Annotated in this window: 23 protein-coding genes; 13 read left to right on the top strand and 10 right to left on the bottom strand. The window is 72.4% G+C overall.

Annotated features, from left to right (window positions below; all coding sequences use genetic code 11):
- Positions 1 to 9 precede the first annotated feature (9 nt).
- The 3 genes from BLS95_RS02790 to hutU are packed head-to-tail and all read right to left on the bottom strand — an operon-like array spanning position 10 to position 4,216.
- The gene (locus BLS95_RS02790; protein ID WP_090928768.1) at positions 10 to 1,347 is read right to left on the bottom strand and encodes a formimidoylglutamate deiminase; all 1,338 of its coding nucleotides are present in this window, start codon (positions 1,345 to 1,347) and stop codon (positions 10 to 12) included.
- Positions 1,338 to 2,561 carry an allantoate amidohydrolase gene (locus BLS95_RS02795; protein ID WP_090928771.1) on the bottom strand — a complete coding sequence of 408 codons (1,224 nt, stop codon included), beginning with the start codon at positions 2,559 to 2,561 and terminating at the stop codon, positions 1,338 to 1,340. The genes BLS95_RS02790 and BLS95_RS02795 overlap by 10 nt, the downstream gene beginning before the upstream one ends.
- Positions 2,561 to 4,216 carry a urocanate hydratase gene (gene hutU, locus BLS95_RS02800; protein ID WP_090928774.1) on the bottom strand — a complete coding sequence of 552 codons (1,656 nt, stop codon included), beginning with the start codon at positions 4,214 to 4,216 and terminating at the stop codon, positions 2,561 to 2,563. Before hutU ends, BLS95_RS02795 begins: the two co-directional genes overlap by 1 nt.
- Before the next feature lie 116 nt (positions 4,217 to 4,332).
- Here hutU and BLS95_RS02805 point away from each other — a divergent pair, with 116 nt between their 5' ends.
- Complete coding sequence (locus BLS95_RS02805; protein ID WP_090928777.1) at positions 4,333 to 5,103, top strand: IclR family transcriptional regulator; 771 nt, start codon at positions 4,333 to 4,335, stop codon at positions 5,101 to 5,103.
- Here the strand turns inward: BLS95_RS02805 and BLS95_RS02810 are convergent.
- Positions 5,058 to 6,497: a purine-cytosine permease family protein gene (locus BLS95_RS02810; RefSeq protein ID WP_090928780.1), complete on the bottom strand. Its 1,440-nt coding sequence runs from the start codon at positions 6,495 to 6,497 to the stop codon at positions 5,058 to 5,060. The genes BLS95_RS02805 and BLS95_RS02810 overlap by 46 nt on opposite strands.
- Before the next feature lie 162 nt (positions 6,498 to 6,659).
- Between BLS95_RS02810 and hutC the strand changes: the two genes are divergently transcribed.
- Positions 6,660 to 7,415, top strand: coding sequence for a histidine utilization transcriptional repressor HutC (gene hutC, locus BLS95_RS02815; protein WP_090928782.1), 756 nt, complete (start codon positions 6,660 to 6,662; stop codon positions 7,413 to 7,415).
- A 67-nt stretch (positions 7,416 to 7,482) separates the two neighbouring features.
- On the opposite strand, the gene BLS95_RS02820 is transcribed toward hutC, so the two are convergent.
- A complete protein-coding gene (locus tag BLS95_RS02820) occupies positions 7,483 to 8,415 on the bottom strand; it encodes an arginase family protein (RefSeq protein ID WP_143043560.1) in 933 nt (310 codons plus the stop codon).
- 196 nt (positions 8,416 to 8,611) lie between these two features.
- Between BLS95_RS02820 and BLS95_RS02825 the strand changes: the two genes are divergently transcribed.
- The 3 genes from BLS95_RS02825 (at position 8,612) to BLS95_RS02835 (ending at position 11,401) form a co-directional block, all read left to right on the top strand.
- Positions 8,612 to 10,231: a phosphodiester glycosidase family protein gene (locus BLS95_RS02825; protein ID WP_090928786.1), complete on the top strand. Its 1,620-nt coding sequence runs from the start codon at positions 8,612 to 8,614 to the stop codon at positions 10,229 to 10,231.
- 133 nt (positions 10,232 to 10,364) lie between these two features.
- Positions 10,365 to 10,787, top strand: a complete 423-nt coding sequence (locus tag BLS95_RS02830; RefSeq protein ID WP_090928788.1) for a glutaredoxin domain-containing protein — start codon at positions 10,365 to 10,367, stop codon at positions 10,785 to 10,787.
- Positions 10,788 to 10,864: 77 nt separating this feature from the next.
- Positions 10,865 to 11,401, top strand: coding sequence for a GNAT family N-acetyltransferase (locus tag BLS95_RS02835; RefSeq protein WP_090928791.1), 537 nt, complete (start codon positions 10,865 to 10,867; stop codon positions 11,399 to 11,401).
- 110 nt (positions 11,402 to 11,511) lie between these two features.
- Here the strand turns inward: BLS95_RS02835 and BLS95_RS02840 are convergent, their stop codons facing one another.
- Positions 11,512 to 12,441, bottom strand: a complete 930-nt coding sequence (locus tag BLS95_RS02840; protein ID WP_090929194.1) for a LysR family transcriptional regulator — start codon at positions 12,439 to 12,441, stop codon at positions 11,512 to 11,514.
- 65 nt (positions 12,442 to 12,506) lie between these two features.
- Here BLS95_RS02840 and BLS95_RS02845 point away from each other — a divergent pair, with 65 nt between their 5' ends.
- Positions 12,507 to 13,271 (top strand): class I SAM-dependent methyltransferase, encoded by a 765-nt coding sequence (locus BLS95_RS02845; protein ID WP_245764779.1) that lies wholly within the window; start codon positions 12,507 to 12,509, stop codon positions 13,269 to 13,271.
- Positions 13,272 to 13,378: 107 nt separating this feature from the next.
- Here BLS95_RS02845 and BLS95_RS02850 read toward each other — a convergent pair whose 3' ends face one another.
- A complete protein-coding gene (locus BLS95_RS02850) occupies positions 13,379 to 14,203 on the bottom strand; it encodes a class I SAM-dependent methyltransferase (protein ID WP_090928796.1) in 825 nt (274 codons plus the stop codon).
- An 86-nt stretch (positions 14,204 to 14,289) separates the two neighbouring features.
- Here BLS95_RS02850 and BLS95_RS02855 point away from each other — a divergent pair, with 86 nt between their 5' ends.
- Positions 14,290 to 14,892 (top strand): TetR/AcrR family transcriptional regulator, encoded by a 603-nt coding sequence (locus BLS95_RS02855; RefSeq protein ID WP_090928799.1) that lies wholly within the window; start codon positions 14,290 to 14,292, stop codon positions 14,890 to 14,892.
- Positions 14,893 to 15,630: 738 nt separating this feature from the next.
- Here BLS95_RS02855 and BLS95_RS02860 read toward each other — a convergent pair.
- The gene (locus BLS95_RS02860) at positions 15,631 to 16,317 is read right to left on the bottom strand and encodes a hypothetical protein (RefSeq protein WP_143043561.1); all 687 of its coding nucleotides are present in this window, start codon (positions 16,315 to 16,317) and stop codon (positions 15,631 to 15,633) included.
- A 481-nt stretch (positions 16,318 to 16,798) separates the two neighbouring features.
- Here BLS95_RS02860 and BLS95_RS02865 point away from each other — a divergent pair, with 481 nt between their 5' ends.
- The 3 genes from BLS95_RS02865 to BLS95_RS02870 all read left to right on the top strand — a co-directional run bounded on the left by BLS95_RS02865 (position 16,799) and on the right by BLS95_RS02870 (position 18,083).
- Positions 16,799 to 16,990 (top strand): hypothetical protein, encoded by a 192-nt coding sequence (locus tag BLS95_RS02865; protein WP_090928804.1) that lies wholly within the window; start codon positions 16,799 to 16,801, stop codon positions 16,988 to 16,990.
- Positions 16,991 to 17,003: 13 nt separating this feature from the next.
- Positions 17,004 to 17,180 carry a hypothetical protein gene (locus tag BLS95_RS55370; RefSeq protein WP_176992987.1) on the top strand — a complete coding sequence of 59 codons (177 nt, stop codon included), beginning with the start codon at positions 17,004 to 17,006 and terminating at the stop codon, positions 17,178 to 17,180.
- A gap of 81 nt (positions 17,181 to 17,261) precedes the next feature.
- Positions 17,262 to 18,083, top strand: coding sequence for an SAM-dependent methyltransferase (locus tag BLS95_RS02870; RefSeq protein ID WP_090928808.1), 822 nt, complete (start codon positions 17,262 to 17,264; stop codon positions 18,081 to 18,083).
- Positions 18,084 to 18,090: 7 nt separating this feature from the next.
- Here the strand turns inward: BLS95_RS02870 and BLS95_RS02875 are convergent, their stop codons facing one another.
- Entirely contained in the window at positions 18,091 to 18,726 is a 636-nt protein-coding gene (locus BLS95_RS02875; protein ID WP_090928811.1) for a DUF305 domain-containing protein, read from the bottom strand.
- 204 nt (positions 18,727 to 18,930) lie between these two features.
- Here BLS95_RS02875 and BLS95_RS02880 point away from each other — a divergent pair, with 204 nt between their 5' ends.
- The gene (locus BLS95_RS02880; protein WP_176992988.1) at positions 18,931 to 20,736 is read left to right on the top strand and encodes an LVIVD repeat-containing protein; all 1,806 of its coding nucleotides are present in this window, start codon (positions 18,931 to 18,933) and stop codon (positions 20,734 to 20,736) included.
- 109 nt (positions 20,737 to 20,845) lie between these two features.
- A complete protein-coding gene (locus BLS95_RS02885) occupies positions 20,846 to 21,406 on the top strand; it encodes a hypothetical protein (RefSeq protein ID WP_090928816.1) in 561 nt (186 codons plus the stop codon).
- Positions 21,407 to 21,455: 49 nt separating this feature from the next.
- Here the strand turns inward: BLS95_RS02885 and BLS95_RS02890 are convergent, their stop codons facing one another.
- Positions 21,456 to 22,388, bottom strand: coding sequence for an aldo/keto reductase (locus tag BLS95_RS02890; RefSeq protein ID WP_090928819.1), 933 nt, complete (start codon positions 22,386 to 22,388; stop codon positions 21,456 to 21,458).
- Between the two features lie 122 nt (positions 22,389 to 22,510).
- Between BLS95_RS02890 and BLS95_RS02895 the strand changes: the two genes are divergently transcribed.
- On the top strand, positions 22,511 to 23,209 hold the full coding sequence (locus BLS95_RS02895; RefSeq protein ID WP_245764780.1) for a TetR/AcrR family transcriptional regulator: 699 nt from the start codon (positions 22,511 to 22,513) through the stop codon (positions 23,207 to 23,209).
- The last annotated feature ends 16 nt before the right edge of the window (positions 23,210 to 23,225 follow it).

Here is a 23,225-nt window from a genome sequence, read left to right on the forward strand (position 1 = left end):
GTCTTCCCTTCAGGAGGTGACGAGGTGGTCAATGGCGCGGGCGAGCGCCCCCGGCACGTCGCCGGCGGCCGGATGGACGCCGTCGCGTACGACCGTCCGCCCGCCCACCACGACGTGGCGCACGTCGGCGGCGGTCGCCGCGAACACCGCGGTCTCCGCGCCGAGCGACGGCGGCGGCCCGGCCGTGCGCACCGAGTCGAGCGCCACGGTGGCGAAGTCCGCCAGCGCGCCGGCCTCGATCCGGCCCGCCTCGGGCCAGCCCAGCGACGCGTGCCCGTCCCGGGTGGCGGCCCGCAGCAGCGCGGCGGCGCTCCAGTGGCCGCGCCGCCGGGTTCGCAGCCGCTCGTCCAGTTCCATGGCCCGCGCCTCCTCGAACAGGTCCACGACGGCGTGGCTGTCGCTGCCCAGGCTCAGCGCGGACCCGGCCTTTGCCAGGTCGGCGGCGGGGCCGATGCCGTCGGCCAGGTCCCGTTCGGTGGTGGGGCACATGCAGACGGTGGTGCCCGAGCCGCCGAGCAGCCCGATGTCCGCGCCGGTGAGGTGGGTGGCGTGGACCGCGGACGTGCGGGGGCCGAGCGCTCCCCGCTCGGCCAGCAGGCCGGTGGGGGTGAGACCGTGGGCTGCCAGGCACGCCTCGTTCTCGGCGGGCTGCTCGGACAGGTGGACGTGCAGCGGCGCCTCCCGCTCGGCGGCCCACTCCGCGACCGGCGCGATCTGGCCGGCCGGCACCGCGCGCACCGAGTGCACGGCCGCGCCGATCCGGGCGTGCGGCCGCTCCTTCAGCGCCGCCGCCCGCGCGCCCCACGCCGCCGCGTCGCCGTCGCTGAAGCGGAGCTGGTGCGGCTCCGGCGGCGCGCCGAAACCGGCCGACAGGTAACAGGTGTCCAGCAGGGTGATCCGGATCCCGGCCCGCGCCGCCGCCTCGATCAGCGCTTCACCCATGGCGTTCGGGTCCGCGTACGGCCGGCCGCCCGGCGCGTGGTGCAGGTAGTGGAACTCGCCCACGCAGGTGATCCCGGCCAGCGCCATCTCCGCGTAGACCGCCCGCGCCAGCTCCAGGTAGGAGTCGGGGTCGAGGCGGGCGGCCACGCCGTACATGGTCTCGCGCCAGGTCCAGAACGTGCCGGAGCCACGCTGGACGAAGCCGCGCAGGGCCCGGTGGAAGGCGTGCGAGTGCGCGTTGGCCAGCCCCGGCAGGGTCAGGCCCGCCAGCCGCTCCGCCCCGGGCGGCGGTGTGGGCACCCCCGGCCGCACGGCCGCGATCCGCTCCCCGGCCGTCTCGATGACGACCCCGGACACGACCGCGCCGCCGGTCCAGGCGTGCTCGGCCCAGTACGTCACCGGCACGCCAGCCCCGCCAGCACGTCGGTGAGCGCCTCCACCCCGGCCACACAGTCGTCCTCGCGGGCGTGCTCGGCGGGGGAGTGGGAGACACCCGTCGGATTGCGGACGAACAGCATCGCGGCGGGCACCTTCGCGGCCAGGATCCCCGCGTCGTGCCCCGCTCCGGTCGGCAGCACCGGAACCTCGTACGGCTGCCGCGCGGCCAGCAGCCTGACCAGCTCGTCGCGCAGGGCGGGCGCGAAGTCCACCACCGGCGTGAACGACTCGCGGACGAGCTCCACCTCGCCCCCTTCCCTGGCGGCGTGCTCCCGGGCCGAGCGCTCGATCGCGCCGACCACCCGGCCGAGCGTGGGCTCGTCGGCCGCGCGGGCGTCCAGCCAGGCCCGCACCAGGCTCGGGACGGCGTTGACGCCGTTGGGCGCCACGCTCAGCTTCCCGAACGTGGCCAGCGCCCCCGCCGAGGCGGCGTGCTCCCGCGCGGCCAGCACGGTCGCGGCGTAGGCGGGCATCGGGTCGCGCCGGTGCTCCATCCGGGTGGTGCCGGCGTGGTTGGCCTCGCCACGGAAGTCGAACCGCCAGCGCCCGTGCGGCCAGATCGCCGAGGCCACGCCCACCGGGGACGCGGTGTCGCCGAGATGGCGGCCCTGCTCGACGTGGAGCTCGACGAAGACGCCGACGCGGGCCAGCCGTTCGTCGTCCGGGCCGATCGCCGCCGGGTCGTAGCCGGCCCGCTCCATCGCCTGGGGCAGCGACACCCCGTCGGCGTCCCGCAGCCCGGCGGCCTGCTCGGGGGTGAGCCGCCCGGTGGCCAGCCGCGAACCCACGCAGGCCACCCCGAACCGGGCGCCCTCCTCGTCACCGAAGTTCACCACGGCGACCGGCCGGGTGGGCCGCGCGCCGCGCGCCCGCAGCCCGTCGAGCGCGGCGAACGCCGACACCACGCCGAGCGGCCCGTCGAACGCCCCGCCGTCGGGCACCGAGTCCAGGTGCGAGCCGGTCACCACCGCGTCCCCGGCCGCCGGGTCGCCGAGCCAGGCCCACTGGTTGCCGTTGCGGTCCACCTCGTAGGCCAGCCCGCGGGCCGCCGCCTGCTCGCGGAACCAGTCGCGGCACTCGGCGTCCGCCCCGGTCCAGGCGTAGCGCCGGTATCCGCCGGAGCCGGCGTGCCGCCCCACCGGCAGCAGCTCCGCCCACATCTCCCCGAACGAGGCCGGCATCACGACTCCCGCATGGGCACGCGTACGCCGCTGTCGTGGGCGACCTCCTCGGCCCGCTCGTATCCGGCGTCCACGTGCCGGATGACGCCCATGCCCGGGTCGTTGGTCAGCACGCGGCGGATCTTCTCCCCGGCCAGCGCCGTGCCGTCGGCCACGGTCACCTGCCCGGCGTGGATGGAACGGCCGATGCCGACCCCGCCGCCGTGGTGGATCGACACCCACGACGCGCCCGAGGCCACGTTCACCATCGCGTTGAGCAGCGGCCAGTCGGCGATCGCGTCGGAGCCGTCGCGCATGCCCTCGGTCTCGCGGTAGGGCGAGGCCACCGAGCCGCAGTCCAGGTGGTCGCGGCCGATCACGACCGGGGCCTTGAGCTCGCCCGAGGCCACCATGGCGTTGAAGCGCTCGCCCGCCCGGTCGCGCTCGCCGTATCCGAGCCAGCAGATCCGCGCCGGCAGCCCCTGGAACTGCACCTTCTCCCCGGCCAGCCGGATCCAGCGGGCCAGCGGCTCGTTGTCAGGGAACAGGTCAAGGATCGCGCGGTCAGTGGCGGCGATGTCGGCCGGGTCGCCGCTCAGCGCGGCCCACCGGAACGGGCCCCTGCCCTCGCAGAACAGCGGCCTGATGTAGGCGGGCACGAACCCGGGGAAGTCGAAGGCCCGCGCGTATCCGGCCAGCCGGGCCTCGCCGCGGATGGAGTTGCCGTAGTCGAACGTCTCCGCCCCCGCGTCCTGGAAGCCCACCATGGCCTCCACGTGCCGGGCCATCGACTCGCGGGCCCGCCGCGTGAAGCCGGCCGGGTCCTTGTCCCGCTCGGCCGCCATGTCCTCGAAGGCGACCCCGAGCGGCAGGTAGGCCAGCGGGTCGTGGGCGCTGGTCTGGTCGGTCACGACGTCGATCGGGGCGCCCTCGGCGAGCATCCGCGGCAGCACGTCGGCGGCGTTGCCGAGCAGCCCGATGGACAGCGGGCGGCGGGCGTCGCGGGCCTCGGTGGCCAGCCGCAGCGCGTGCTCCAGGTCGTCGGCGCGCACGTCGAGGTAGCCGTGGTCGAGCCGGCGCTGGATGCGGGACGGGTCGCACTCGACGCAGATGGCCACGCCGCCGTTCATCGTGACGGCCAGCGGCTGGGCTCCGCCCATCCCGCCGAGCCCGGCCGTGAGCGTGATCGTCCCGGCCAGCGAGCCGCCGAACCTCTTGGCCGCGACCGCGGCGAACGTCTCGTACGTGCCCTGCAGGATGCCCTGCGTGCCGATGTAGATCCAGGAACCGGCGGTCATCTGGCCGTACATCGTGAGCCCCGCCGCCTCAAGCCGGCGGAACTCCTCCCAGGTGGCCCAGTCGCCGACCAGGTTGGAGTTGGCGATGAGCACCCGCGGCGCCCACTCGTGAGTGGTCATCACGCCGACCGGCCGGCCGGACTGGACGAGCATCGTCTCGTCGGCCTTCAGCCCGCGCAGCGTGCGCACCATCGCGTCGAATGAGCGCCAGTCGCGGGCGGCGCGGCCGGTGCCGCCGTAGACGACCAGGTCGTCGGGGTGCTCGGCGACCTCGGGGTCGAGGTTGTTCTGCAACATCCGCAGCGCGGCCTCCTGCGGCCAGCCCTGAGCGGTCAGCTCGGTGCCGCGCGGAGCCCTGACGGGGCGTGCGCCTTCCATGATGTCCTTCCCTTCGGTCCTGCGTCAGTTTCCAGGAAATCCCAGGCCAGGAGGTCGTGCCAGCGGCCGGGATCATGTTGTGTCTGGGATACCAGACACTTGGGTACCCTTCCAGCATGTCGATCGTGCCCGCCGCCGACCAGGTGCTGGCCATCCTGCGCCACCTGGCGGCGCGTGCCGGGCCCGCCTCGGCGGCGGCCATCGCGCGTGACGTGGGGCTGCCGCGGTCGACCACGTACCACCTGCTGGACACGCTGATCCGCAACGGCTTCGTGGTGCACCTCGCCGAGGAGCGGCGCTACGGCCTGGGGGTGAGCGCGTTCGAGCTCGGCTCGGGATACGTCCGCCAGGCGCCGCTGCAGCGCCTGGCGCGCGCCCCGCTGGCCCGGCTGGTCGACCGCACCGGGCACAGCGCCCACCTGGCCGTCCCGCACGGCCGCGAGGTGCTCTACGTCGTGGAGGAGCGGGCGCCCGGCCGGCCGCCGCTGGTCACCGAGGTCGGCGTGCGCCTGCCCGCGCAGCTGACCGCGAGCGGCCGGGCCGTCCTCGGGGGCCTGCCCGCCGGTCAGGTCAGGGCGTTGTTCCCGGACGCGTCGGCGTTCGTCCGGCGCGGCGAGGCGGGCCCCCGGTCGCTGCCGGAGCTGCGCGGCCTGCTGGCCGAGGTCCGCAGGCGCGGGCACGCCACCGAGGAGGGCGAGGTCACCCCCGGCTTCTCCTCGATCGCCGCCGCCGTCCCCGACCACCGGGGACATCCGGTGGCCGGCGTCGCGGTGACGTTCCCCACCGAGGAGGTGGACGCCGGGCAGCGCCAGGAGATCGCCGCCCGGGTCATCCGGACGGCTCAGGAGCTCAGCCGGCGCATGGGGGGCGTCGCCTCCGAGGGGTAGACCATGGCGGCGGGCGGGTTCGCGGTCCGCCTGGCCCACGGGTAGTAGAGCGCCGCGGTCGCCACCAGGCCGACGATCCAGGAGATGTCGGCGCCGCCGAGCAGGTCGGTGATCGGGCCGGTGTAGAGGGCCTGCGCCAGGAACGGGATCTGGATCACCACGCCGAAGGCGTAGCTGACCAGCGCGGTGACGTTCCAGCGGCGGTAGCGGCCCGCCGGGTCGTACAGGGCGGGGATGTCCACCCGCTCCTTGGAGACCAGGTAGTAGTCGGTCAGGTTGATCGCGCTCCACGGCGTGAACACCATGAGCAGCAGCAGCACGAAGTTCTTGAAGTTGGCCAGGAAGTCGGCGCTGGCCACGACCGCGACCACGATCGACACGGCGGTGAAGCCGACGATGTACCAGGCGCGGGCCGCCGGGGAGACGCGGGAGCGGCCGTTGAACGCCGTCACCGTCGTCAGCACGCACATGAACCCGCCGTAGGCGTTGAGCGTGTTGACGGTCAGCTTGCCGACCACGATCACCAGGTAGACCAGCAGCGCGACCGCGGCCGGACCGGCCAGCTCGCCGACGAAGCCGACCTGGTCACCGACGAAGGCGTCACCGGAGACCGCCGCGATCAGCGCGCCCAGGGTCATCGCCCACTGCGACCCGATCACGCTGCCCGCGAACGTCGCCCAGAAGGTGCTCCGCTCGCTCGTCTCGCGGGGCAGGTAGCGGGAGTAGTCGGCCACGTACGGGCCGAACGTGAGCTGCCAGCCCGCGCCCAGCCCCACGGCCAGCAAGAACGTCGGGGCCTCGAACCCCTTGACCCCCACGACCGAGCCCACGTCGTACTTCGTGAACAGGGCGATCAGCAGGTAGCCCAGGCCCAGCACGCCCATGACGGTCGCGATCCGGCCCACGGTGTGGATGAGCCGGTAGCCGGTGACCGCGACGACCACGGTCAGCACGCCGAAGAGCAGGATGCCGGCGGTCGCCGGGACGTGCAGGATCCGGGCGAGCGCCTGCCCGGCCAGTACGCTGCCGGTGGCGGCGAACCCGAGGTACATCAGCACGACGAGCACGAGCGGCACCACGGCGCCGAGCACGCCGAACTGCGCCCGGCTGGAGATCATCTGGGGCAGGCCGAGCCGCGGTCCCTGCGCGGAGTGCAGCGCCATCACGATGCCGCCCAGCACGTTGCCGATCAGCAGGGCCACGATGGCCCAGAGCGCGTCGGCGCCGAAGACGACGGCCAGCGCGCCGTCCACGATCGCGGTGATCTGCATGTTCGCGCCGAACCAGAGGGTGAACTGGCTGCGCGGCGAGCCGTGCCGCTCGGCGTCGGGGATCACGTCGATCGTCCGGCGCTCCACGGCGGAGGGCGGACCCGGGGGTGCTTGCTGTTTCATGACGGTCCACCTCTCGCGCCTCATCGCGCCGTGGGGGAAACGGGGATGGAGGAAATGTACAGTCCTGTATATACAGCGGGCCACCCCTGCGGCCGGATAAAATTCGGGCCACCGGGCCGGGACATCCCGCCCGTCCCCCCCGTCCCCGAGGATCGGAAGGCCATGGCGCCCATCACGGTGGTCGAGCTCGCTGTCGGGTTCCAGGAGGCCGGTCCCGCCTCCGTGCCGGCCTACGAGCGGGTCAAGAACGTCATCGCCGCCGGCGTCCGTTCGGGCCGCTGGGCCCACGGCCAGCAGCTCCCGTCCGAGCACCAGCTCGTCGGCGCGCTCGGCCTGTCCCGCATGACGATCAACCGGGCGCTGCGGGAGCTCACCCACGAGGGCCTGATCGTGCGGCGGGCCGGGGTGGGCACGTTCGTCGCCTCGCCCAAGGCCGCCTCCGCCCTGCTGGAGGTGCGCAACATCGCCGACGACGTACGGCGGCGCGGGCACCGCCACCGCACCGAGGTCGTCCACGTGGGGGAGGAGCCCGCCGAGGTGGCCGACGCGGACCTGCGGGCGGCGTCCGGGCCGGCCGTCTTCCGCTCGCTCATCGTGCACTTCGAGGACGACCTGCCGATCCAGCTGGAGGACCGCCTGGTCAACCCGGCCGCCGCCCCCCGCTACCTGGAGCGCGACTTCACCCGCGAGACCCCGCACGCCTACCTCAACGAGGTGGCCCCGCTTACCCGCGGCGAGCACATCGTCGAGGCGGTCGTCGCCGACGCCGCCGAGCGGCGCCTGCTGCGCATCGCCCGGCACGAGCCGTGCCTGCTCGTCCGCCGCCGCACCTGGTCCAGCGACGTCCTGGTGAGCACCGCCCGCCTGCTCCACCCCGGCTCCCGGCACCGCCTCGAAGGCGGCTTCGGCATCGCATGACGCCACCGCCCGGCCGGCCCGGGACCCGCGTTCGCCCGCTTCCCCCAAGCTCTCCCAGAGCGGGCCGCTACCGCGGGGACGCGTCGAGGAGGAACAGGCACTCCATCGCGACCTGCGCCGCGAGGCTGCCGGTCAGACCGGCGTGGTCGTGCGGCGGGCTGACGGTGTTGATGTCGAAGGCGGCGAACTCCAGCCCGCGCATCCCGCGCAGAATGCTCAGCCCCTCCCGTACCGAGATCCCGCCCCAGGTCGGGGTGACCACGCCGGGCGCGACGGAGGGATCGAAGACGTCCATGTCCCAGCAGAGGTAGACAGGGACGCCGGCGAACCTGGCCCGGATCCGCTCGACGAGCGCGGGCACGCCCATGGCCGTGAACTCGTCCATGGTGACGACCTCGTAGCCGAGGTCCCTGGCCACCCCCACGAGCCCGGGATGGCCCCGGTGTTCCGTGTCGCGCATCCCCACGTGCATCGATCGGGTGGGGTCGATCAGGCCCTCGCGTACCGCGTGCACGAACGTGTTGGCGTTGTTGTACTCGTAGGGGTAGACGCCCTCGTACGCGTCGGTGTGCGCGTCGAAGTGGAGCACGGCGAAGCCGTCGCGATGCAGCTTCATCGCGCGCAGCTGCGGAAGCGTCACCGCCCCGTCACCCCCGAGGGTCAGCGGCACCACGCCCGCCGTGAGGATCCGCGAGACCACCGCCTCGATCGCGGGGAAGCTGGCGCCGACGTCGCCCGGCAGGACGCCCACGTCGCCCAGGTCCACCACCCCGAGCTCCTGGAGCAGGTCCGCCCCGAACTCTTCGAGGTATTCGGCGACGAGGGCCGAGTGCGCCCGTACGTGCGCGGGGCCGGAACGCGCGCCGATGCGGGTGGGGTGGTATCCCATGTCGAACGGCACACCCAGGACGGCGAGCCGGCTCGCGGACAGGTCATGACCGGTGGGGACCCCGAAGAGCGTGCCCACCGGCAGGACCGGGGCGGCCTCCGTATGATTCATCACCACATGTTAGCGATCAAGGCTCATGCCGGATGTGAACAGGTCACGGGACGCCACCGATCATTCATGCTCCCGTTCACCGCCACACCCTTACTTCCGCCCCGGAGTTCGCCTGGGCGCGCTGGACTGCCGACTCGGTCATATTGCCCCGAACCGGTCACTTCGCCCGGGCGGCCACCGAATCTAAGGATGTGTCATGGACAACAGCCATCGCAACGACCGCCGCTTCCGTGCGCGGCTCCTGCTCGGCGCGGCGGCGCTGGCCGTCGTGGCGCCTTTGTCGATCCCCGGAGTGGCCGCCGCGGACACACCGGCCGCACCGTCCCCTGCTCCGGCCACAGCCGAGCCGCAGTGGACGACGCGGGCGGTCGCCCCGGGGGTTGAGGTCCGCACCGGGACCCTCAGGAACCCGGCCGCCACGCCCAGTTGGACGATCACCGTGCAGGCCGAGGTGAAGGCCCGCTACACCGGCGCCCAGGCGTGGGCCGCCGTGGGCCCGGAGTCGTGGGCGTCGCAGACCGCCGACCGCCTGCGCGCCGCCGGACTGGAGCCGGTGGTGACCAGGATCCCCTGGCCGGACTACGCGGACACGCCGCGGGGCCTCATGGGGGTACGCGTCCGGATCGGCTCCTTCCCGACGCAGGACGCGGCGCGGAGCGTGGCCGCGCGGGTCACCGCGGCGGGGCTCCGCAACGTCGTGGAGTGGACCGGCTATGACGTCGACCAGCCGGCCGACGTGGAGAACATCAGCGTCGCGGTCATCGACCCGCGCAAGTTCCGCGGCACGGTCGAGGCCACCCACGGCGGCAACGTGGCCGACCGGGAGACGACCTCCTCGGTGGCGGCCAGGCTCGGCTCGCTGGTGGGCGTCAACGGCGGCTTCTTCGTCACCTCCGACGCCGACGGCGTACAGGGGATCATGGCGGGCATCGGCGCCTACGACGGGGAGCTCACCTCGATGGCGGTGGGGTCGCGGGCGGCGCTGATCCTGGAGGACGGCGGCCGGCGCACCCGGATCGCCGACCTCACCACCACCGTGACCGCTCGTGCCGGCCGCGCCGAGCACGCCGTGGAGGGCATCAACCGCACGCCCGGACGCCTGCGCAACTGCGGCCGGCCGGGCGCGGTGCCCACCGTCGAGCCGCGCCACGACACCACCTGTACCACGACCGACGAGCTGGTGAAGTTCACCGACGACTACGTCCACGCGCTGCCGGCCGGTGCCGGCGTGCAGGTGGTGCTGGACGCCAAGGAGCGGGTCGTGTCGGTCGGCGACAGGACCGGCACCGTCGCGCCCGGCCAGACCGTGCTGCAGGGCATCGGCGACTCGGCCGGCTGGCTCACCGAGCACGCGAAGGTGGGCGCGAAGCTCTCCGTCACGGAGGACATCCGCGACGACCAGGGCCGCGAGGTCAAGCTGCACGCCCGCGACAGCATCGTCAGCGCGGGCCCGACGCTGGTGGAGGACGGGCGGACGCGCATCGACGCCGCCACGGAGGGCGTCCTCGACCCGCAGGACCTGTCGTTCGGCTTCGCCTGGGCGAACAACCGCCAGCCCCGCACCATGGCCGGCATTGACCGGCAGGGCCGGCTGCTGCTGGTGACCGTGGACGGCCGCCTCAGCGGCGGCAGCGAGGGCTTCACGCTCGCCGAGGGCGCCGCCTTCATGCGCTCCCTCGGCGCGGTGGACGCGCTCAACCTGGACGGAGGCGGCTCCTCCGCCATGGCGGTGAACGGCGCCCTGGTCAACCGCCCGTCGGACGCGACGGGCGAGCGGCCGGTGGGCGACACGATCCAGGTGCTGCCCACCCGCTGACGCCCGCCCGTCACCGACGCGGCGCCCGTCCGGCCGGAACCCCCGGCCGCGACGGACGCCGCGTTCAGCGGCCTCGGCCAGATCGGGTGCGCGCCCGCCGTCCGATTCTCCTCACCCGATAGCGTGGTCGGTCATGATGCGCAGTTGGACCCTGCCGATCCTGTTCGTGGTCGCAGGCGTGCTCATGGCGGTTGCGGTCACCGACACGGGCGTGCCGTTTCTCGTGGCGTTCGTACTGCTCGCGGGGCTGAACTCGCCGCTGATGTTCCCGCGCTCGATCGCCGCGACGGAGGCGCGCCGCCGCAGCGCCCTGGACGGCCGGCCGATCGTCTACTGGCGGCCGGGCTGCAAATACTGCATCCGCCTGCGGATCCGGCTCGGCCGCGACGCCCGCCGGCTGCACTGGGTCAACATCTGGCGCGACCCGGACGGCGCGGCCGAGGTCCGGGCCGCCAACAACGGCAACGAGACCGTCCCCACCGTCGTGACGGCAGGCCGTCCCCACGTCAACCCCACCCCCGACTGGGTACGCGGCCAACTCCCGCCATCCACGTGACCCGCTGGGCGTGCGAGTGGGGAGCCGTCCGCGAAACTCCGTTGCGTGCCCGTGGACCCGCCGACCAAGATCGGGCCATGGGATCGGACAGGATCGATGCGGGCCGGCTGATCTTGCGGCCCTTCACTCCGGAGGACATCCCGTGGGTCTACGAGGTGTCCCTGGATCCGGCGTTGCAGCACTTCGTGGACCTGCCGTCGCCGTACCGCATGGAGAACGCGGCGTTCTTCGTCGAGGAACTGGCCATCGCGGGCGGGCCGGACGGACGGCGGCTGGAGTTCCTCGCGGAGGACGCCTCCACCGGAGAACGCCTGGGCCGCGTGGGTCTCGGGCTGGGCACGCCGGGCACGGCCGAGATCGGCTACTGGGTCGCGCCGCAAGCCCGCAAGCGCGGCGTCGCCACCCACGCGGTGCGAACGGTGTGCCGATGGGCGTTCCGTACTCACGGCCTGGAACTGATCGAGTGGCGCGCTGAAGTAGGAAACCTGGCCTCGCGCCGGGTCGCCGAGAACGTGGGCTTCATCGTGGAGGCCACGCTGCGGAAGCGGCTCTTCCATCGGGGCGTACGGGTGGATGCGTGGGTCGGCTCCCTGCTGGAGACCGACGCTCGGTGAACGCACCGCTTGCCGCACCTCGTCCACCGGCAACGGGGTGACGCCGCGGCCCCGGACGTCCGGCACCTGAAGGCCACCGCCGCCGCCCACGTGACCCACTGGGCGTTCGCCTATGCCAGTTGTTCGCGGGCGAGCCGGTCGAACACCTCGCTCAGGTCCAGGTCGCGGGCGATGTCGAGGACGGCCTTGGCCATCACCGAGCCCGGGCCCGTGCCGGACAGCACCAGCCCGACGCGCGGCTCGTGGGCGGGCCGCTCCAGCCGGACGACCCGCATCCCCTCCGGGACGCCGAACATGTACAGCCACGCGTGCGCGATGACGCTGGACCAGCGGTGGGTCGCCACGTGCGCGAACAGGGCGGAGACGGTGTCGGTCTCGATCGCGGGGACGGCCACCGCCCCGGCCTGCCGGAAGATGGCGTCCAGGATGCGGCGGTTGCGCATCTCGGGGGCGAGCAGGCACAACGGCAGCGCGGCGACCTCGGCCCAGCGGGCCACCCGCCGCTCGGCCAGTTCGCCGTCGGCGGGCGTGAGCAGCAGGTAGCGCTCCTCGTACAGCGGGACGGTGCGCATCTCGCCGAAGTCCTCCTCGCCGTCGTCGAGGTAGGTCATCGCCATGTCGATCTCGTACTCGGTCAGCCGGCGCGCGATCTCCCGCGACGACAGCGACGTGAGCAGCACCCGTACGTGCGGATATCGCTCGCAGAACGGTGTCGTCAGCATCGACGCGGCGGTCAGCGCGGTCGGGATCGCCCCCATGCGCAACCGGCCCGTCAAGCCCTCGCGCATCCTGGACAGGTCCTGGCGCAGGGCCTCGGTGTCGGCGAGGATGCGATGCGCCCACAGAAGCACCCGCTCGCCCTCCGGCGTCAGCCCGGCGAAGCGCTGCCCGCGCCGCACGAGGGGCACGTCCAGCTCGCGTTCGAGCTTGCGGATGGCTGCCGACAGCGACGGCTGGGAGACATGGCAGGCGGCCGCGGCGCGGGCGAAATGTCGCTCCCGGGCCAGGGCGACGAGATACTCCAACTGGCGCAACAACACGTCACAGCATGCCCCGGGCGTGCCCGTCCCGTCCACCCCAAGATCGCGAGCGACAGGAGATCCCCTTGCCCGCCACCCTTGCCGGCGACTTCGACTACGACCGTCACGGACACGGCTACGCCCAGCAGCGCCGTACCGATCCGCGCATCGCCGCCCGCGTCGAGGCCGCGCTCGGCCAGGCGCGTACCGTCATCAACGTGGGCGCGGGCGCGGGCTCCTACGAGCCGGAGGACCGGCACGTGGTCGCGGTCGAACCGTCGGCGGCCATGCGCGCCCAGCGCCCCCGCCACCTGGCCCCCGCCGTGGACGCCACGGCCGAGCGGCTGCCGTTCGACGACGACTCCTTCGACGCCGCCATGGCCACCGTCACCGTCCACCAGTGGGGCGACACCGAACGCGGCCTGCGCGAGCTGCGCCGCGTCAGCCGCGGCCCGGTGGTCGTCCTGACCTTCGACGGCGACGCCCTCGACCTGCTCTGGCTCGCCGAGTACGCCCCGGAGCTGATCGTCGCCGAGCGCCGTCGCTACCCGCCGATCGAGCTGATCGCCTCCCTCATCGGCGGTCACGCCGAGGTCGTGCCTGTCCCGATCCCGATCGACTGCGTGGACGGGTTCACCGAGGCCTACTACGCCCGCCCGGAACGCTTTCTCGACCCGCGGGTCCGCGCCTCGCAGTCGGCGTGGGGCTTCGTCGACGACGCCGCCGAGGCACGCGCGGTCGACTCACTGCGGCGCGACCTGGACAGCGGCGACTGGGACCGCCGCCACGGTCACCTGCGGGAGCAGCCCGAGTTCGTGGGATCGCTACGGCTCGTCATCGGGCATCCGTGATCCACCGCATTTGGTACGGGAGTTCCGCCCGCCCCGACCTCACTTGTGCACCCCTTCCGTCTGCGGGAGCAGCCCCTTGCCGCATGGGCCTGCTCCCGCAGACGGGCTCACCCTGCTGATGGTGTCAGTGAGGCGATGACCGCCAGAGTCGTGTAAGGCATGGTGAAGCCGCCGCCGGCCGCGTCCACGGCGGCGCCGACGGCTTCCAGCACCTCGGCGAGCTGGTCCGGCGTGAGCCGGGTCAGTCCGCCGGTGGTGGGCAGCAGGTCGAGCCATTCGGCGCGGGTGTAGTGCCGCTCCCAGTCGAAGCGCCACAGCTCCGGCTCGCCGAACGCGCCGGCCTGCCGGATGCCGTCGGCGAACGTGGCGAACATCTGCTGGTAGACCTCCTGGGCCGGCCTCGGCGGGCCGGAGCCGAACGGCGAGTCGGGCACCACCCGCCGCATCGCGTCGGCCAGCGCCTCGGCGATCGGCGGCGGCGCGTCGTACACGTGGGCGAAGGCCGCCAGCAGTCCGCCGGGACGCAGCACCCGCGCCGCCTTGGCCGCGCCCGTGACCGGGTCCACCCAGTGCCAGGACTGCCCGGCCACGACCGCGTCGAACGTCCGCCCGGCGGCCTCCCAGCTCTCGAACGTCGCCACCTCGACCTCGACCCCGCTACGGCGGGCGAACTCGGCCATGCGCGCGTCCGGCTCGACTCCCAGCACCGCGCAGCCGGCCGCGAGGAACTGCCGGGCCTCGATGCCGGTGCCGCAGCCGACGTCCACGACGTCCCGGCCGGGGGCGGCGGCCATGATCCGCCGCACCAGGGCCTCGGGATAGGGGGGCCGGGCGCGGTCGTAGCGCTCGGCGTCGATCCCGAACGACTCGGCGATCTGCCTGGCCTTGTGGGGCGGCGTGGGCTGGGGGTGCTCCTGCGATATAGTGGGCATGCGCCCACCTTAGTGGGCAAGCGCCCACTCGACAACCGGACAACGTTCCGCGCTGGGCGAAAGACCGATGAAGGGAAGAACGGGCGATGCCGACCGGAGTGGCCCTCCGCGATGTGCGGCAGCAACTCTTCGACGCCGCCGAGCGCGTCCTGCTCAGGGACGGGGCCAACGGGCTGACCAGCCGGGCGGTCACCGATGAGGCGGGCGTCGCCAAGGGCGTTCTGCACCGGCACTTCGACGACTTCGACGCCTTCCTGGCCGAGCTGGTGCGGGCACGCATCGCCCGGCTCGACGGCCGGGCCGCCGAGCTGCGCGGCTCGGCGGGGACCGGCACCGTGGCCGGCAACCTCACCGCCGCGCTGCTCGACCTGTTCGATCCCGTCGCCGTGGCGGTCGTCAGCCTCGTCATCTTCCGGGACGAGCTGCGCGCCCGCCTGCGCGAGGACCGGCCCGCGCCCGGCGTCCCGGTCCTGACGCAGGCGGCGGGCATGATCACCGCCTACCTGGGCGAGGAGTGCGAGATGGGGCGCATCGCGGCCGACGCCGACGTGGACGCGCTCGCGCTCTCCCTGATCGGGGGCGCACACCTGCTGTACGCCGACAGGGAGGCAGGCCCGCCGGAACCGGAGACCGTCGGCAAGCTCGTGCACGCGGTCATCGCCGACGTCGTACAGAGGCGCCTGCTCTGAGGCCGGCGAGGCCGCGGCCCGGCGTCGCCGTGGCGCGGAGGCCCTGTGGCGCGGTGGCTCGGTGGCGCCGTGGCTCGGTGGCGCGGCGGCACGGTGGCGCGGCGGCACGGTGGCGCGGCGGCACGGTGGCGCGGTGGCGCGGTGACCCGGCGGGGCGGTGACCCGGGGGGCCGTGGCCCGGCGGGGCCGGCGGCGGATCGGTGTCCTGCCCGGGCTCCCAGCCGTTGAGTGCAGGCCCCTGGCGGCGTGCCCATCCGGCTGATCGCGGGGGCCGAGGATCCGGCGCACACGCTAGCGGCCCGGGCGCGCGACGGTCGCACGGCTCTCCGGCTGGGGCGCGGATGCGGCCCTGGTGTGGCTCAGGGAGCTCGGGATCCAGGGCAACGGGCATTTGCTGGTCTCCGAGGACAACGAGCGCGCGGTGCTCGATGTCATCGCCGCGCAGAGCGACACGGTCGCCGGGATCGGCGCCACCCGTCCTGTGTCCGTGGCACCGTCCGTCCGGGGTCTGGCGCCGCCTGTCCTGGCCGTGGCACCGTCCGTCCGGGATCTGGTGCCGCCCGTCCTGGCCGTGGCATCGTCCGTCCGGGATGGCGCCACTCGTCCTGTGTCCGTGGCATCGTCCGTCCTGGATGGGGCGGCACCCGAGCGGGTCCTTCCAGTGGTGGCGGGTGACGAGACCGGTGGTCGAGGTGGTGGATCGGTGCTCTGGTGGGGCGGGCAAGGGGCTCGGTCGCGTCAGGGCATCCGGCTTCTGGGACGGTGGGCGGTGCCGGTGGGCGCGGGCAGGAGTTTGCCGAACGGGACGGCGCGCAGGGCCCGGAGGCGCTCGGCGGCGCCCGCGTGGCCGTGGTCGGCGGCGAGCCGGTAGTAGAACCTCGCGATGTCGCCCTTGGCCGGCCCTTCCTGCTCGTAGGCCTGGCCGTAGCCGAAGGCCTGGTCCGCCGCGAACTCGATCGGGCGCGGATCGCCCGCGAAGGCTTCGGCCTCGGGGTGGCGTCGCTGGACGGCCGTGTGGATCCAGTAGCGGGCCGCCGCGGAGTCGCCGGTCAGCACGTGGATGACGGCCAGGCGGTAGGCGGACTCGACGTCGCCGCCGCCCGCCCACCGGACCAGGCGCGCGACGGTCCTGTTGGTACGCCGCTCCGCCTCGTCGGCGGGCGTCTTGAAGAGGTCGTACGAGCCGGGGGCGTACGGCGGGGACGGCTCGTTCCTGGCGGCACGCCAGCGGGCCTGCCACTGGGCCACGGTGCCCAGGTCGTCCGTGGGCAGGCCGGTCAGCTCCGCGTGGCGACGACAGACCATCACGAAGGAGGCGACCAGCTTCCAGTCGGGCAGGCGTTCCCGCTTGCCGTTGAGGATGTCGTTGAGCGTGCTCTCGGGCAGTTCCTTGGGGATGCCCGGCGCGCGCGACAACACTTTCATCTCGGAATAGCTCGGCTGGCCGGCCGATTCCCGCAGCTCTATGAGCTCAGCAATGAAGGCGGATTGAGATCCTGCCCTGAAGGTTTCAGTCATCGTCCTTGATCACGGAGTCCAAAGGGTCGAAATCTTCTGGTGCCGTCATATTTCCAGAAAAGTTCTCACAGCTCGGGACACTTCCCGGATTCCATCTCATCCGGTTGCTGTGGCCACCTCAGGTGATCATCGCCCCATCAGTCCCAAGCGTAGCGCCCAGCGCAGTTTGATGAGATGAATTCGCTTTTGTCGCTATCGGCTGGCCTATAGCCGGATAAATCCGGATGGATCCGGATGACCTCGGCGGGTCGCGGAGGTTTGCTTTCCCGCGACCGGTATTCGGTGTCGTTCGGGTCCGTCCGAGCACGTGTGGACCGCTGGCCCGCCGCCTTCCCCAGGATGCAGGGTTGGCCGCGTTCGCCGCTGCCCTTCGGGAGGCCATCGCCCCATGCCGTTACTCACGGCCCGCCCGTCAAGCATCGCGTACTGCGCCGACGCCGCCTGCCTGGCAGACGAGCAACTGCTGGTCACGCTCTTGACGACGTGGGTGCTCGCGACGGGACGCACCCCGCCCGCCGTACGCCCCGACGACCTGACCCCCGAAGAGCTCATCGACTTCTGGGCCGACGACCGTGTCTGAAGAAAGAGGACCGATGTTCACCACCTGTCAGCTGCTCACGCTCACCGTGACGATCACGATCGCCGCGATCACGTGCGCGCTCCTCCTGGCCACCGGCGCGGAATGGCCGGGCGCCCTGCTCGGCGCCGGCGGTGCGGGCGGCGCCACGCTGGCGACCCTGCCCAAATTGCTGAACCGGCGCGAACCGTAGCCGCCCCATGCGCCCCACACCTACAATCAGCGGGCAAAAGATCCACATCTACCCGAATTAACCACGACCAGAGGCGGCTACATGAGCGGCAACGTCCCTGCCGGGATCAACCCGGACATCCCCAACGTCGCCCGCATGTACGACTACTACCTGGGTGGACGCGACAATTTCGCCTCGGACCGCGCGGCGGCCGAGAAGATCATCGAGCTCGGACGGCAGATGGGCAACGACGCCCGCGAGATCGCCCGCGCGAACCGGGCCTTCCTCGGCCGGGCCGTGGGCAGCCTCGCCGCCACCGGGATACGCCAGTTCCTCGACATCGGCGCCGGGCTGCCCACCCAGGACAACGTGCACCAGGTGGCCAAGCGGCACGCCACCGACAGCCGCGTGGCCTACGTGGACAACGACCCGGTCGTGCTCAACCACGCCCGCGCCCTGCTGGCCAGGGATTCCGACGTCATCACCGTCGAAGGCGACCTCAGGGACGCCGACGCCATCTTCGACAACCCGGACATCACCTCGCATCTGGACTTCAGCCGGCCGATCGCGGTGCTGCTCGTCGCCATCCTCCACTTCGTCCCGGACAACGACGAGGCCGCGGGGATCGTCGGCCAGGTCAAGAAGCGGCTGCGCCCGGGCGACTACCTGGTGCTGTCGCATGTGTCGGCGGGCACCACGACGCAGCGGGACGCGCAGGAGGGGCAGCGCGTCTATTCCGCCACGACCTCCGGCGGGATCGCCCACCGCGGATATGCCGAGATCTTCCCGTATTTCGATGGCCTGGAGCTGCTGCCTCCCGGCCTGGTGCCCGTCGCCGACTGGAAGCCGGCCGTCCCGCCGGGCCCGGACACGGACTTCGACAGGCCGGGCATCCTCGGGGCCGTGGCCAGGGTGCCCGGGTAGCGGGCCCTCAGAGGGCGGCGAGGAGCTGCCGCATGCGGGTGATCTCGATGCGCTGGTCGGAGTCGACATGGGTGGCGAACTGGTCGATCTCCGGCTCCATGCCGCCCTTCTCGGTGTACAGCTGCTCCACCATCCGCAGCGCCCCGGTGTGGTGCTGGATCATGTACTGGTAGAAGAGCCGGTCGAACTGCTCGCCCTTGGCCGCGCGCAGCTCGGCGAGCTGGGCCTCGGTGAGCATGCCGGGCATGAGCGCGCCGCCGCTGTGAGCGTGCCCGGAGTCCACGCTGGGCACCTGCTGCATGCGCTCGCGTAGCCAGTTGACCATCAGGTCCATCTCGTCCCGCTGCGAGACCTCGATGCGCTTGGCGAACCGCGGCAGACCCGTGCTCTCGGTGCGCCCGGCGACCAGGCCGGTCATCTCCAGCGCCTGCGCGTGGTGGCGGATCATCCCCTGCATGAACCGTACGTCCGCGTCCGTGTAGTCGGTGTCGGGCGGCTGCACCTGGTCCAGCGGCAGCACCTGGCCGGTCTCACCAGGCCGTCCCGGCTGTACGACGGTCACCGAGGACCGGTCATCGGAGCACCCGGTGAGTACGGCGGCGCCGATCAGCAGCGAGGGAACGAGAAAGCGTAACCACGACATAAAGGACGCTCACTTCGAAAATGCTAGAAACCGGACATATCGGGAAGGGCGGACGTGATATAGCACATCTCACCAAATTACTTTAGTGTCCGCATAACCGTCGTGCCGCATACCGGCGCTCCGAGTCGGCACTCGGACCTGTCCGGGGTCGTGGCACGCGCGTTGGGTCACGCCAGGAACACCAGAAAAGGAGGGGTGCGACCCATGCAGGAGATCAGTACGGTACGACGTCGTACCGGGTTGCGCAGCTTAGTTTTGATCGCCGCGGGGGTGATCTTAGCCGCCCTGCTGCCGACCACCGCCGCGTCGGCCGACCCGGCCGCGCCGGGGACGGACCCGCGGGTCGGGCTCGGAGCCGGATGGCTCGACGCCCAGCAGGCCGCCAACGGGCTCAAGCTCGTCGCCCACCAGGACCGGCCGGAGGGTTTCTTCCAGCCGGACAATCCGGGCAACCTCGCATTCGCGAACTCCGACCTCGCGTTCAGCGGTAAGTACGCGTTCGTCGGGAACTTCAACGGCTTCAACATCTACGACATCTCCAAGCCGTCCCAGCCGGCCCTGAAGACCTCCGTGGTCTGCCCGGGCGGCCAGGGCGACATGTCGGTGTACGGGAACCTGCTGTTCATGTCGGTCGAGGAGACCCGGGGCCGGCTCGACTGCGGCACCCAGGGCGCTCCCGGCACCGTGAACCCGGAGCGCTTCCGCGGCGTCCGGATCTTCGACGTGAGCAACATCGCCCAGCCGGTGCAGGTGGCCGCGGTGCAGACCTGCCGCGGCTCGCACACGCACAGCGTGGTGACCAGCAAGAAGGACAAGGAGAACGTCTACATCTACGTCTCCGGCACCGCCGGGGTACGGAGCGGCCAGGAGCTGACCGGCTGCGCGAACGCGCCGGCGACCGACCCGGCCACCGCTTTGTGGCGGATCGACATCATCAAGGTTCCGCTGGCCGCCCCGCAGAACGCGGCCATCGTCAGCCAGCCGCGCCTGTTCACCGACCCGGCCACCGGCGCGATCAACGGTCTGCAGAACACCCCGCCCGCGCCGACGCACCCGTCCGGCGGCAACTGGTCGCCGCAGCCGGTCACCAACCACTGCCACGACCTCACCGCCTTCCCGGCGAAGAACCTGGTCGCGGGTGCCTGCGCCGGCAACGGCATCCTGATCGACACCACTGACCCGGTCAACCCGGTCCGGCTGGACGAGGTCACCGACCCCAACTTCGCCTACTGGCACTCGGCGACGCTGAGCAACGACGGGACGAAGGTCGTCTTCACCGACGAGTGGGGCGGTGGCACCGGCGCGCGCTGCCGGAACACCGACGAGCCGTCGTGGGGCGCGGACGCCATCTTCGACATCGTCGACGGCAAGATGGAGTTCCGCAGCTACTACAAGATGCCCGCGGTCCAGACCACCACGGAAAACTGCGTCGCCCACAACGGGTCGCTGATTCCGGTGCCCGGACGGGACATCATGGTCCAGGCGTGGTACCAGGGTGGCGTGTCGGCGTTCGACTTCACCGACTCGGCCCACCCGAAGGAGATCGCCTTCTTCGACCGCGGCCCGATCAACGCCGCCCAGCTGGTGACCGGCGGTCTCTGGTCCGCGTACTACTACAACGGCAACATCTACGGCTCGGAGATCGCTCGCGGTCTGGACGTCTTCGAGCTGACGCCGACCGAGGACCTGGCCAAGCCGGAGATCGCCGCCGCGGCGAAGGTCAAGTCCGACCTGTTCAACGCCCAGCACCAGCCGCAGGTGACGCACCAGCCCAGCTTCGAGGTGGTCCGGTCGTACCAGGTGCAGACCGAGCGGGCAGGCACGATGAAGAAGGGCACCGCCATCGCGGTGGACAAGCTCATCGACTCGGCCGAGCGCATGGTCGACCGGCGGCTTGAGCGGGTGGCCGCGATCGAGCTGCGTACCGCCGCCAAGCTGCTCAGGACGTCTGACCCGGCTCAGCGCGCCTTCGCCGGCGCGCTCAACGACCTGGCCGGAGCCCTGGACTAGCGACCGTACGACGCCACGAGGGGGCGCTCCCGGCCGGGGGCGCCCCCTCCGCGCGTCCTGGCCTCCGGCGCGTGACCCGAGCGAGTCCCGCACGCGCCACACTGGGAGGATGCCCAGACGTCCGTTACTCGCGCTGCTGGCGCTGATCACGTTGTCCGGCTGCGGCTCCGGCTCGGCGCTGAGCCAGGCCGCGATCGACCAGGCCGCCCGGCAGGGCGTGGCGCCCGACCTGATGTACGTGGTGGACCTGCCCGGATACGAGCTGGCCGAGCAGTCGGTGGGGGCGGTCAACGAGGAGGGGTTCGGTGCCGTCTACACCGCGGCCGGCGGCAAGCAGGTGGAGCTGCGGGTGGATCGACCGCCGTACAAGTGCGTCGGCACCTGCGAGCGGGACGGCGACGGCTGGTACACCGAGCACGAGGACCGGCAGGAATACGTGGCGGTGCGCACCGACCATTACGTCCGCCTGGTGGCTCCGGCCGGGCAGGTGGACCGGGCGGTGCTGAAGGAGGCGGCGGAGGGCGCCCGCCCGGCCGTCGGCGACGGGACGCCCGCTCCTGACGAGCGCGGCGACGGGACGCCCGCTCCGCCGCGGAGCCCGGTCGAGCGCGGCGACCTGCCGGAGAACGGCGACGGCGCCCCCATCCAGCCCACCGGCGCCGGCGGCTGAAACCGGCGACCCAGGCGAGGACGACGCGCCCGCGGCCGGGGCGGGGGTTTCAGTCGTCGAGGGTGGACACCGGGGTGCCCAGCGCGTCTAGCGCGGCCCAGAACTCCTCCTGGACGGTGGTCGCGTACAGGATTTGCAGCTGGCCGAGGCGTTCCGGCCGGTTGACGCCGACGATGGTCGAGTGCACCAGCGGGTTGCGGAGCGAGAACCACAGCGCCACGGCGGGTAGCGTGAGCCCCCACTCCTCGCAGAGCCGCCGGACGCGATCCACCCACGCCAGCAGCTCCGGCGGGCTCGTCCGGTAGGCGTAGCGGTCGCCCCGCCCGGCCAGCAGCCCGCCGCCGAAGGGCGCGGCGTTGAAGACCCCCATGCCGAGCTCGGTCGCCTGCTCGATGAGTGCTTCGGCGCGGCGGTCGACCAGGGTGTAGCGATTGTGGGTGAGCAGGACGTCGAACACGCCGGCGGCCACGTATCTCGTCATCATCGTGACCTCCCCTGCGGCGATGCCGATCGCGTCCACCAGCCCCTGGTCGCGCAGCTCGGTCAGGCCGCGGACGGCGCCGCCGGGGCCGAAGGCCTCCTCGACGGTGATGGTGTACGGGTCGTGCAGGTGGAGCAGCGGCAGGCGGTCGAGCCCGAGGCGGCCGGTGCTCTCCTCGAACGACCTCCAGACGCGGTCCCGGTCGAACCGCCCGGTGTCCGGGTCGGCGTCGACCTTCGTCACGATCTCCCGGTCCGCCGGCAGGCCGTGCGCGGCGATCGCCTGCCCCAGGGCGGTCTCGCTGCGGCCCTGGGCGTAGTTGTTGGAGGTGTCGATCACGGTGAAGGGGCCGGTGAGCAGCATCGCGGCCAGCTCGACCGGGTCGGCACCCGAACCGGCCGCCGGGTTGCCGAGCGAGGACGTGCCCAGGCTGATCGGGCTCACGCGCAGAGCCGTGCCTCCCAGGGTCCGCAGGCTGGTGGACGGCGCGGAGTCGGTCATGAAGTGCCTTTCCTTGGATGCGAGCCGGCCCGACGAGCATGCCGGGCGACCGCGCGGCGGGCAAATCACCCTCGGAGGACAAGCTCGGACCAGTCCGCTCGCATTGCTTGTCATTTAGTGACATGCTGTCGTTTGAGGACGGAAGGGGTGTCAGCGCGGTCATGACGACGGAGAAGCGCGGCGGGGGAGGGATGAGCGAGCAGCGGCGTACGCGGCTGCGGCTGGAGATCTCCCGGGAGGCGGCGCGGCTGTTCTGGGAGCAGGGCGTGGCCGCGACGAGCGGCGACCAGATCGCCGAGGCCGTGGGCCTGTCGACGCGCACCATCTGGCGGCACTTCCGCAGCAAGGAGGCCTGCGCCGAGCCGGTCGTGATGCAGGGCGTCATGACGCTGATGAGCGTGCTGCGCCGCTGGCCCCGGGAGAGCTCTCTTGAGGACCACCTGCTCGCGGAGCTGACCCGGCTCGGCCACGAGAAGCCGCCCGTCGATCTCGCCGACGAGCTGCTCGCCATGAAGATGATCCGGCTCGCCGACACCGAGCCGGCTCTCCGTTCGGCGTGGTTGATGGCCTGTGACCAGACCGAACGCGAGATGCGCGCGATCATCGGCGACCGTCTTGAGCGCCCCGCCGACGACCTGGAGGTGCGGCTGCACGCGGCGGCGGCGGCCTCTGTGGTGCGCGTTCTCGACGAGCACATCGGCGCCGCCGTCCTCGCCGGGGGCGACCTCACCGAGTTCCAGGACGTGCAGGCCCTCACCCGGCGATACGCCCAGGCGATCCGTACAGCCACCGGCGGAGCCGTCGGCGACCCCATCGGCTGAGACAGCGCCGATCGCA

Source organism: Nonomuraea jiangxiensis (assembly GCF_900099965.1).
Classification (GTDB): Bacteria; Actinomycetota; Actinomycetes; order Streptosporangiales; family Streptosporangiaceae; genus Nonomuraea; species Nonomuraea jiangxiensis.

What these genes read in the sequence shown, in the direction of transcription:
- BLS95_RS02795 (WP_090928771.1), bottom strand. Translation starts at nt 2,561, where the DNA reads ATGCCGGCCTCGTTCGGGGAGATGTGGGCGGAGCTGCTGCCGGTGGGG.
- hutU (WP_090928774.1), bottom strand. Translation starts at nt 4,216, where the DNA reads ATGGAAGGCGCACGCCCCGTCAGGGCTCCGCGCGGCACCGAGCTGACC.
- BLS95_RS02805 (WP_090928777.1), top strand. Translation starts at nt 4,333, where the DNA reads ATGTCGATCGTGCCCGCCGCCGACCAGGTGCTGGCCATCCTGCGCCAC.
- BLS95_RS02810 (WP_090928780.1), bottom strand. Translation starts at nt 6,497, where the DNA reads ATGAAACAGCAAGCACCCCCGGGTCCGCCCTCCGCCGTGGAGCGCCGG.
- hutC (WP_090928782.1), top strand. Translation starts at nt 6,660, where the DNA reads ATGGCGCCCATCACGGTGGTCGAGCTCGCTGTCGGGTTCCAGGAGGCC.
- BLS95_RS02820 (WP_143043560.1), bottom strand. Translation starts at nt 8,415, where the DNA reads ATGAATCATACGGAGGCCGCCCCGGTCCTGCCGGTGGGCACGCTCTTC.
- BLS95_RS02825 (WP_090928786.1), top strand. Translation starts at nt 8,612, where the DNA reads ATGGACAACAGCCATCGCAACGACCGCCGCTTCCGTGCGCGGCTCCTG.
- BLS95_RS02830 (WP_090928788.1), top strand. Translation starts at nt 10,365, where the DNA reads ATGATGCGCAGTTGGACCCTGCCGATCCTGTTCGTGGTCGCAGGCGTG.
- BLS95_RS02835 (WP_090928791.1), top strand. Translation starts at nt 10,865, where the DNA reads ATGGGATCGGACAGGATCGATGCGGGCCGGCTGATCTTGCGGCCCTTC.
- BLS95_RS02850 (WP_090928796.1), bottom strand. Translation starts at nt 14,203, where the DNA reads ATGCCCACTATATCGCAGGAGCACCCCCAGCCCACGCCGCCCCACAAG.
- BLS95_RS02855 (WP_090928799.1), top strand. Translation starts at nt 14,290, where the DNA reads ATGCCGACCGGAGTGGCCCTCCGCGATGTGCGGCAGCAACTCTTCGAC.
- BLS95_RS02860 (WP_143043561.1), bottom strand. Translation starts at nt 16,317, where the DNA reads ATGAAAGTGTTGTCGCGCGCGCCGGGCATCCCCAAGGAACTGCCCGAG.
- BLS95_RS02865 (WP_090928804.1), top strand. Translation starts at nt 16,799, where the DNA reads ATGCCGTTACTCACGGCCCGCCCGTCAAGCATCGCGTACTGCGCCGAC.
- BLS95_RS55370 (WP_176992987.1), top strand. Translation starts at nt 17,004, where the DNA reads ATGTTCACCACCTGTCAGCTGCTCACGCTCACCGTGACGATCACGATC.
- BLS95_RS02870 (WP_090928808.1), top strand. Translation starts at nt 17,262, where the DNA reads ATGAGCGGCAACGTCCCTGCCGGGATCAACCCGGACATCCCCAACGTC.
- BLS95_RS02875 (WP_090928811.1), bottom strand. Translation starts at nt 18,726, where the DNA reads ATGTCGTGGTTACGCTTTCTCGTTCCCTCGCTGCTGATCGGCGCCGCC.
- BLS95_RS02880 (WP_176992988.1), top strand. Translation starts at nt 18,931, where the DNA reads ATGCAGGAGATCAGTACGGTACGACGTCGTACCGGGTTGCGCAGCTTA.
- BLS95_RS02885 (WP_090928816.1), top strand. Translation starts at nt 20,846, where the DNA reads ATGCCCAGACGTCCGTTACTCGCGCTGCTGGCGCTGATCACGTTGTCC.
- BLS95_RS02890 (WP_090928819.1), bottom strand. Translation starts at nt 22,388, where the DNA reads ATGACCGACTCCGCGCCGTCCACCAGCCTGCGGACCCTGGGAGGCACG.
- BLS95_RS02895 (WP_245764780.1), top strand. Translation starts at nt 22,511, where the DNA reads ATGCTGTCGTTTGAGGACGGAAGGGGTGTCAGCGCGGTCATGACGACG.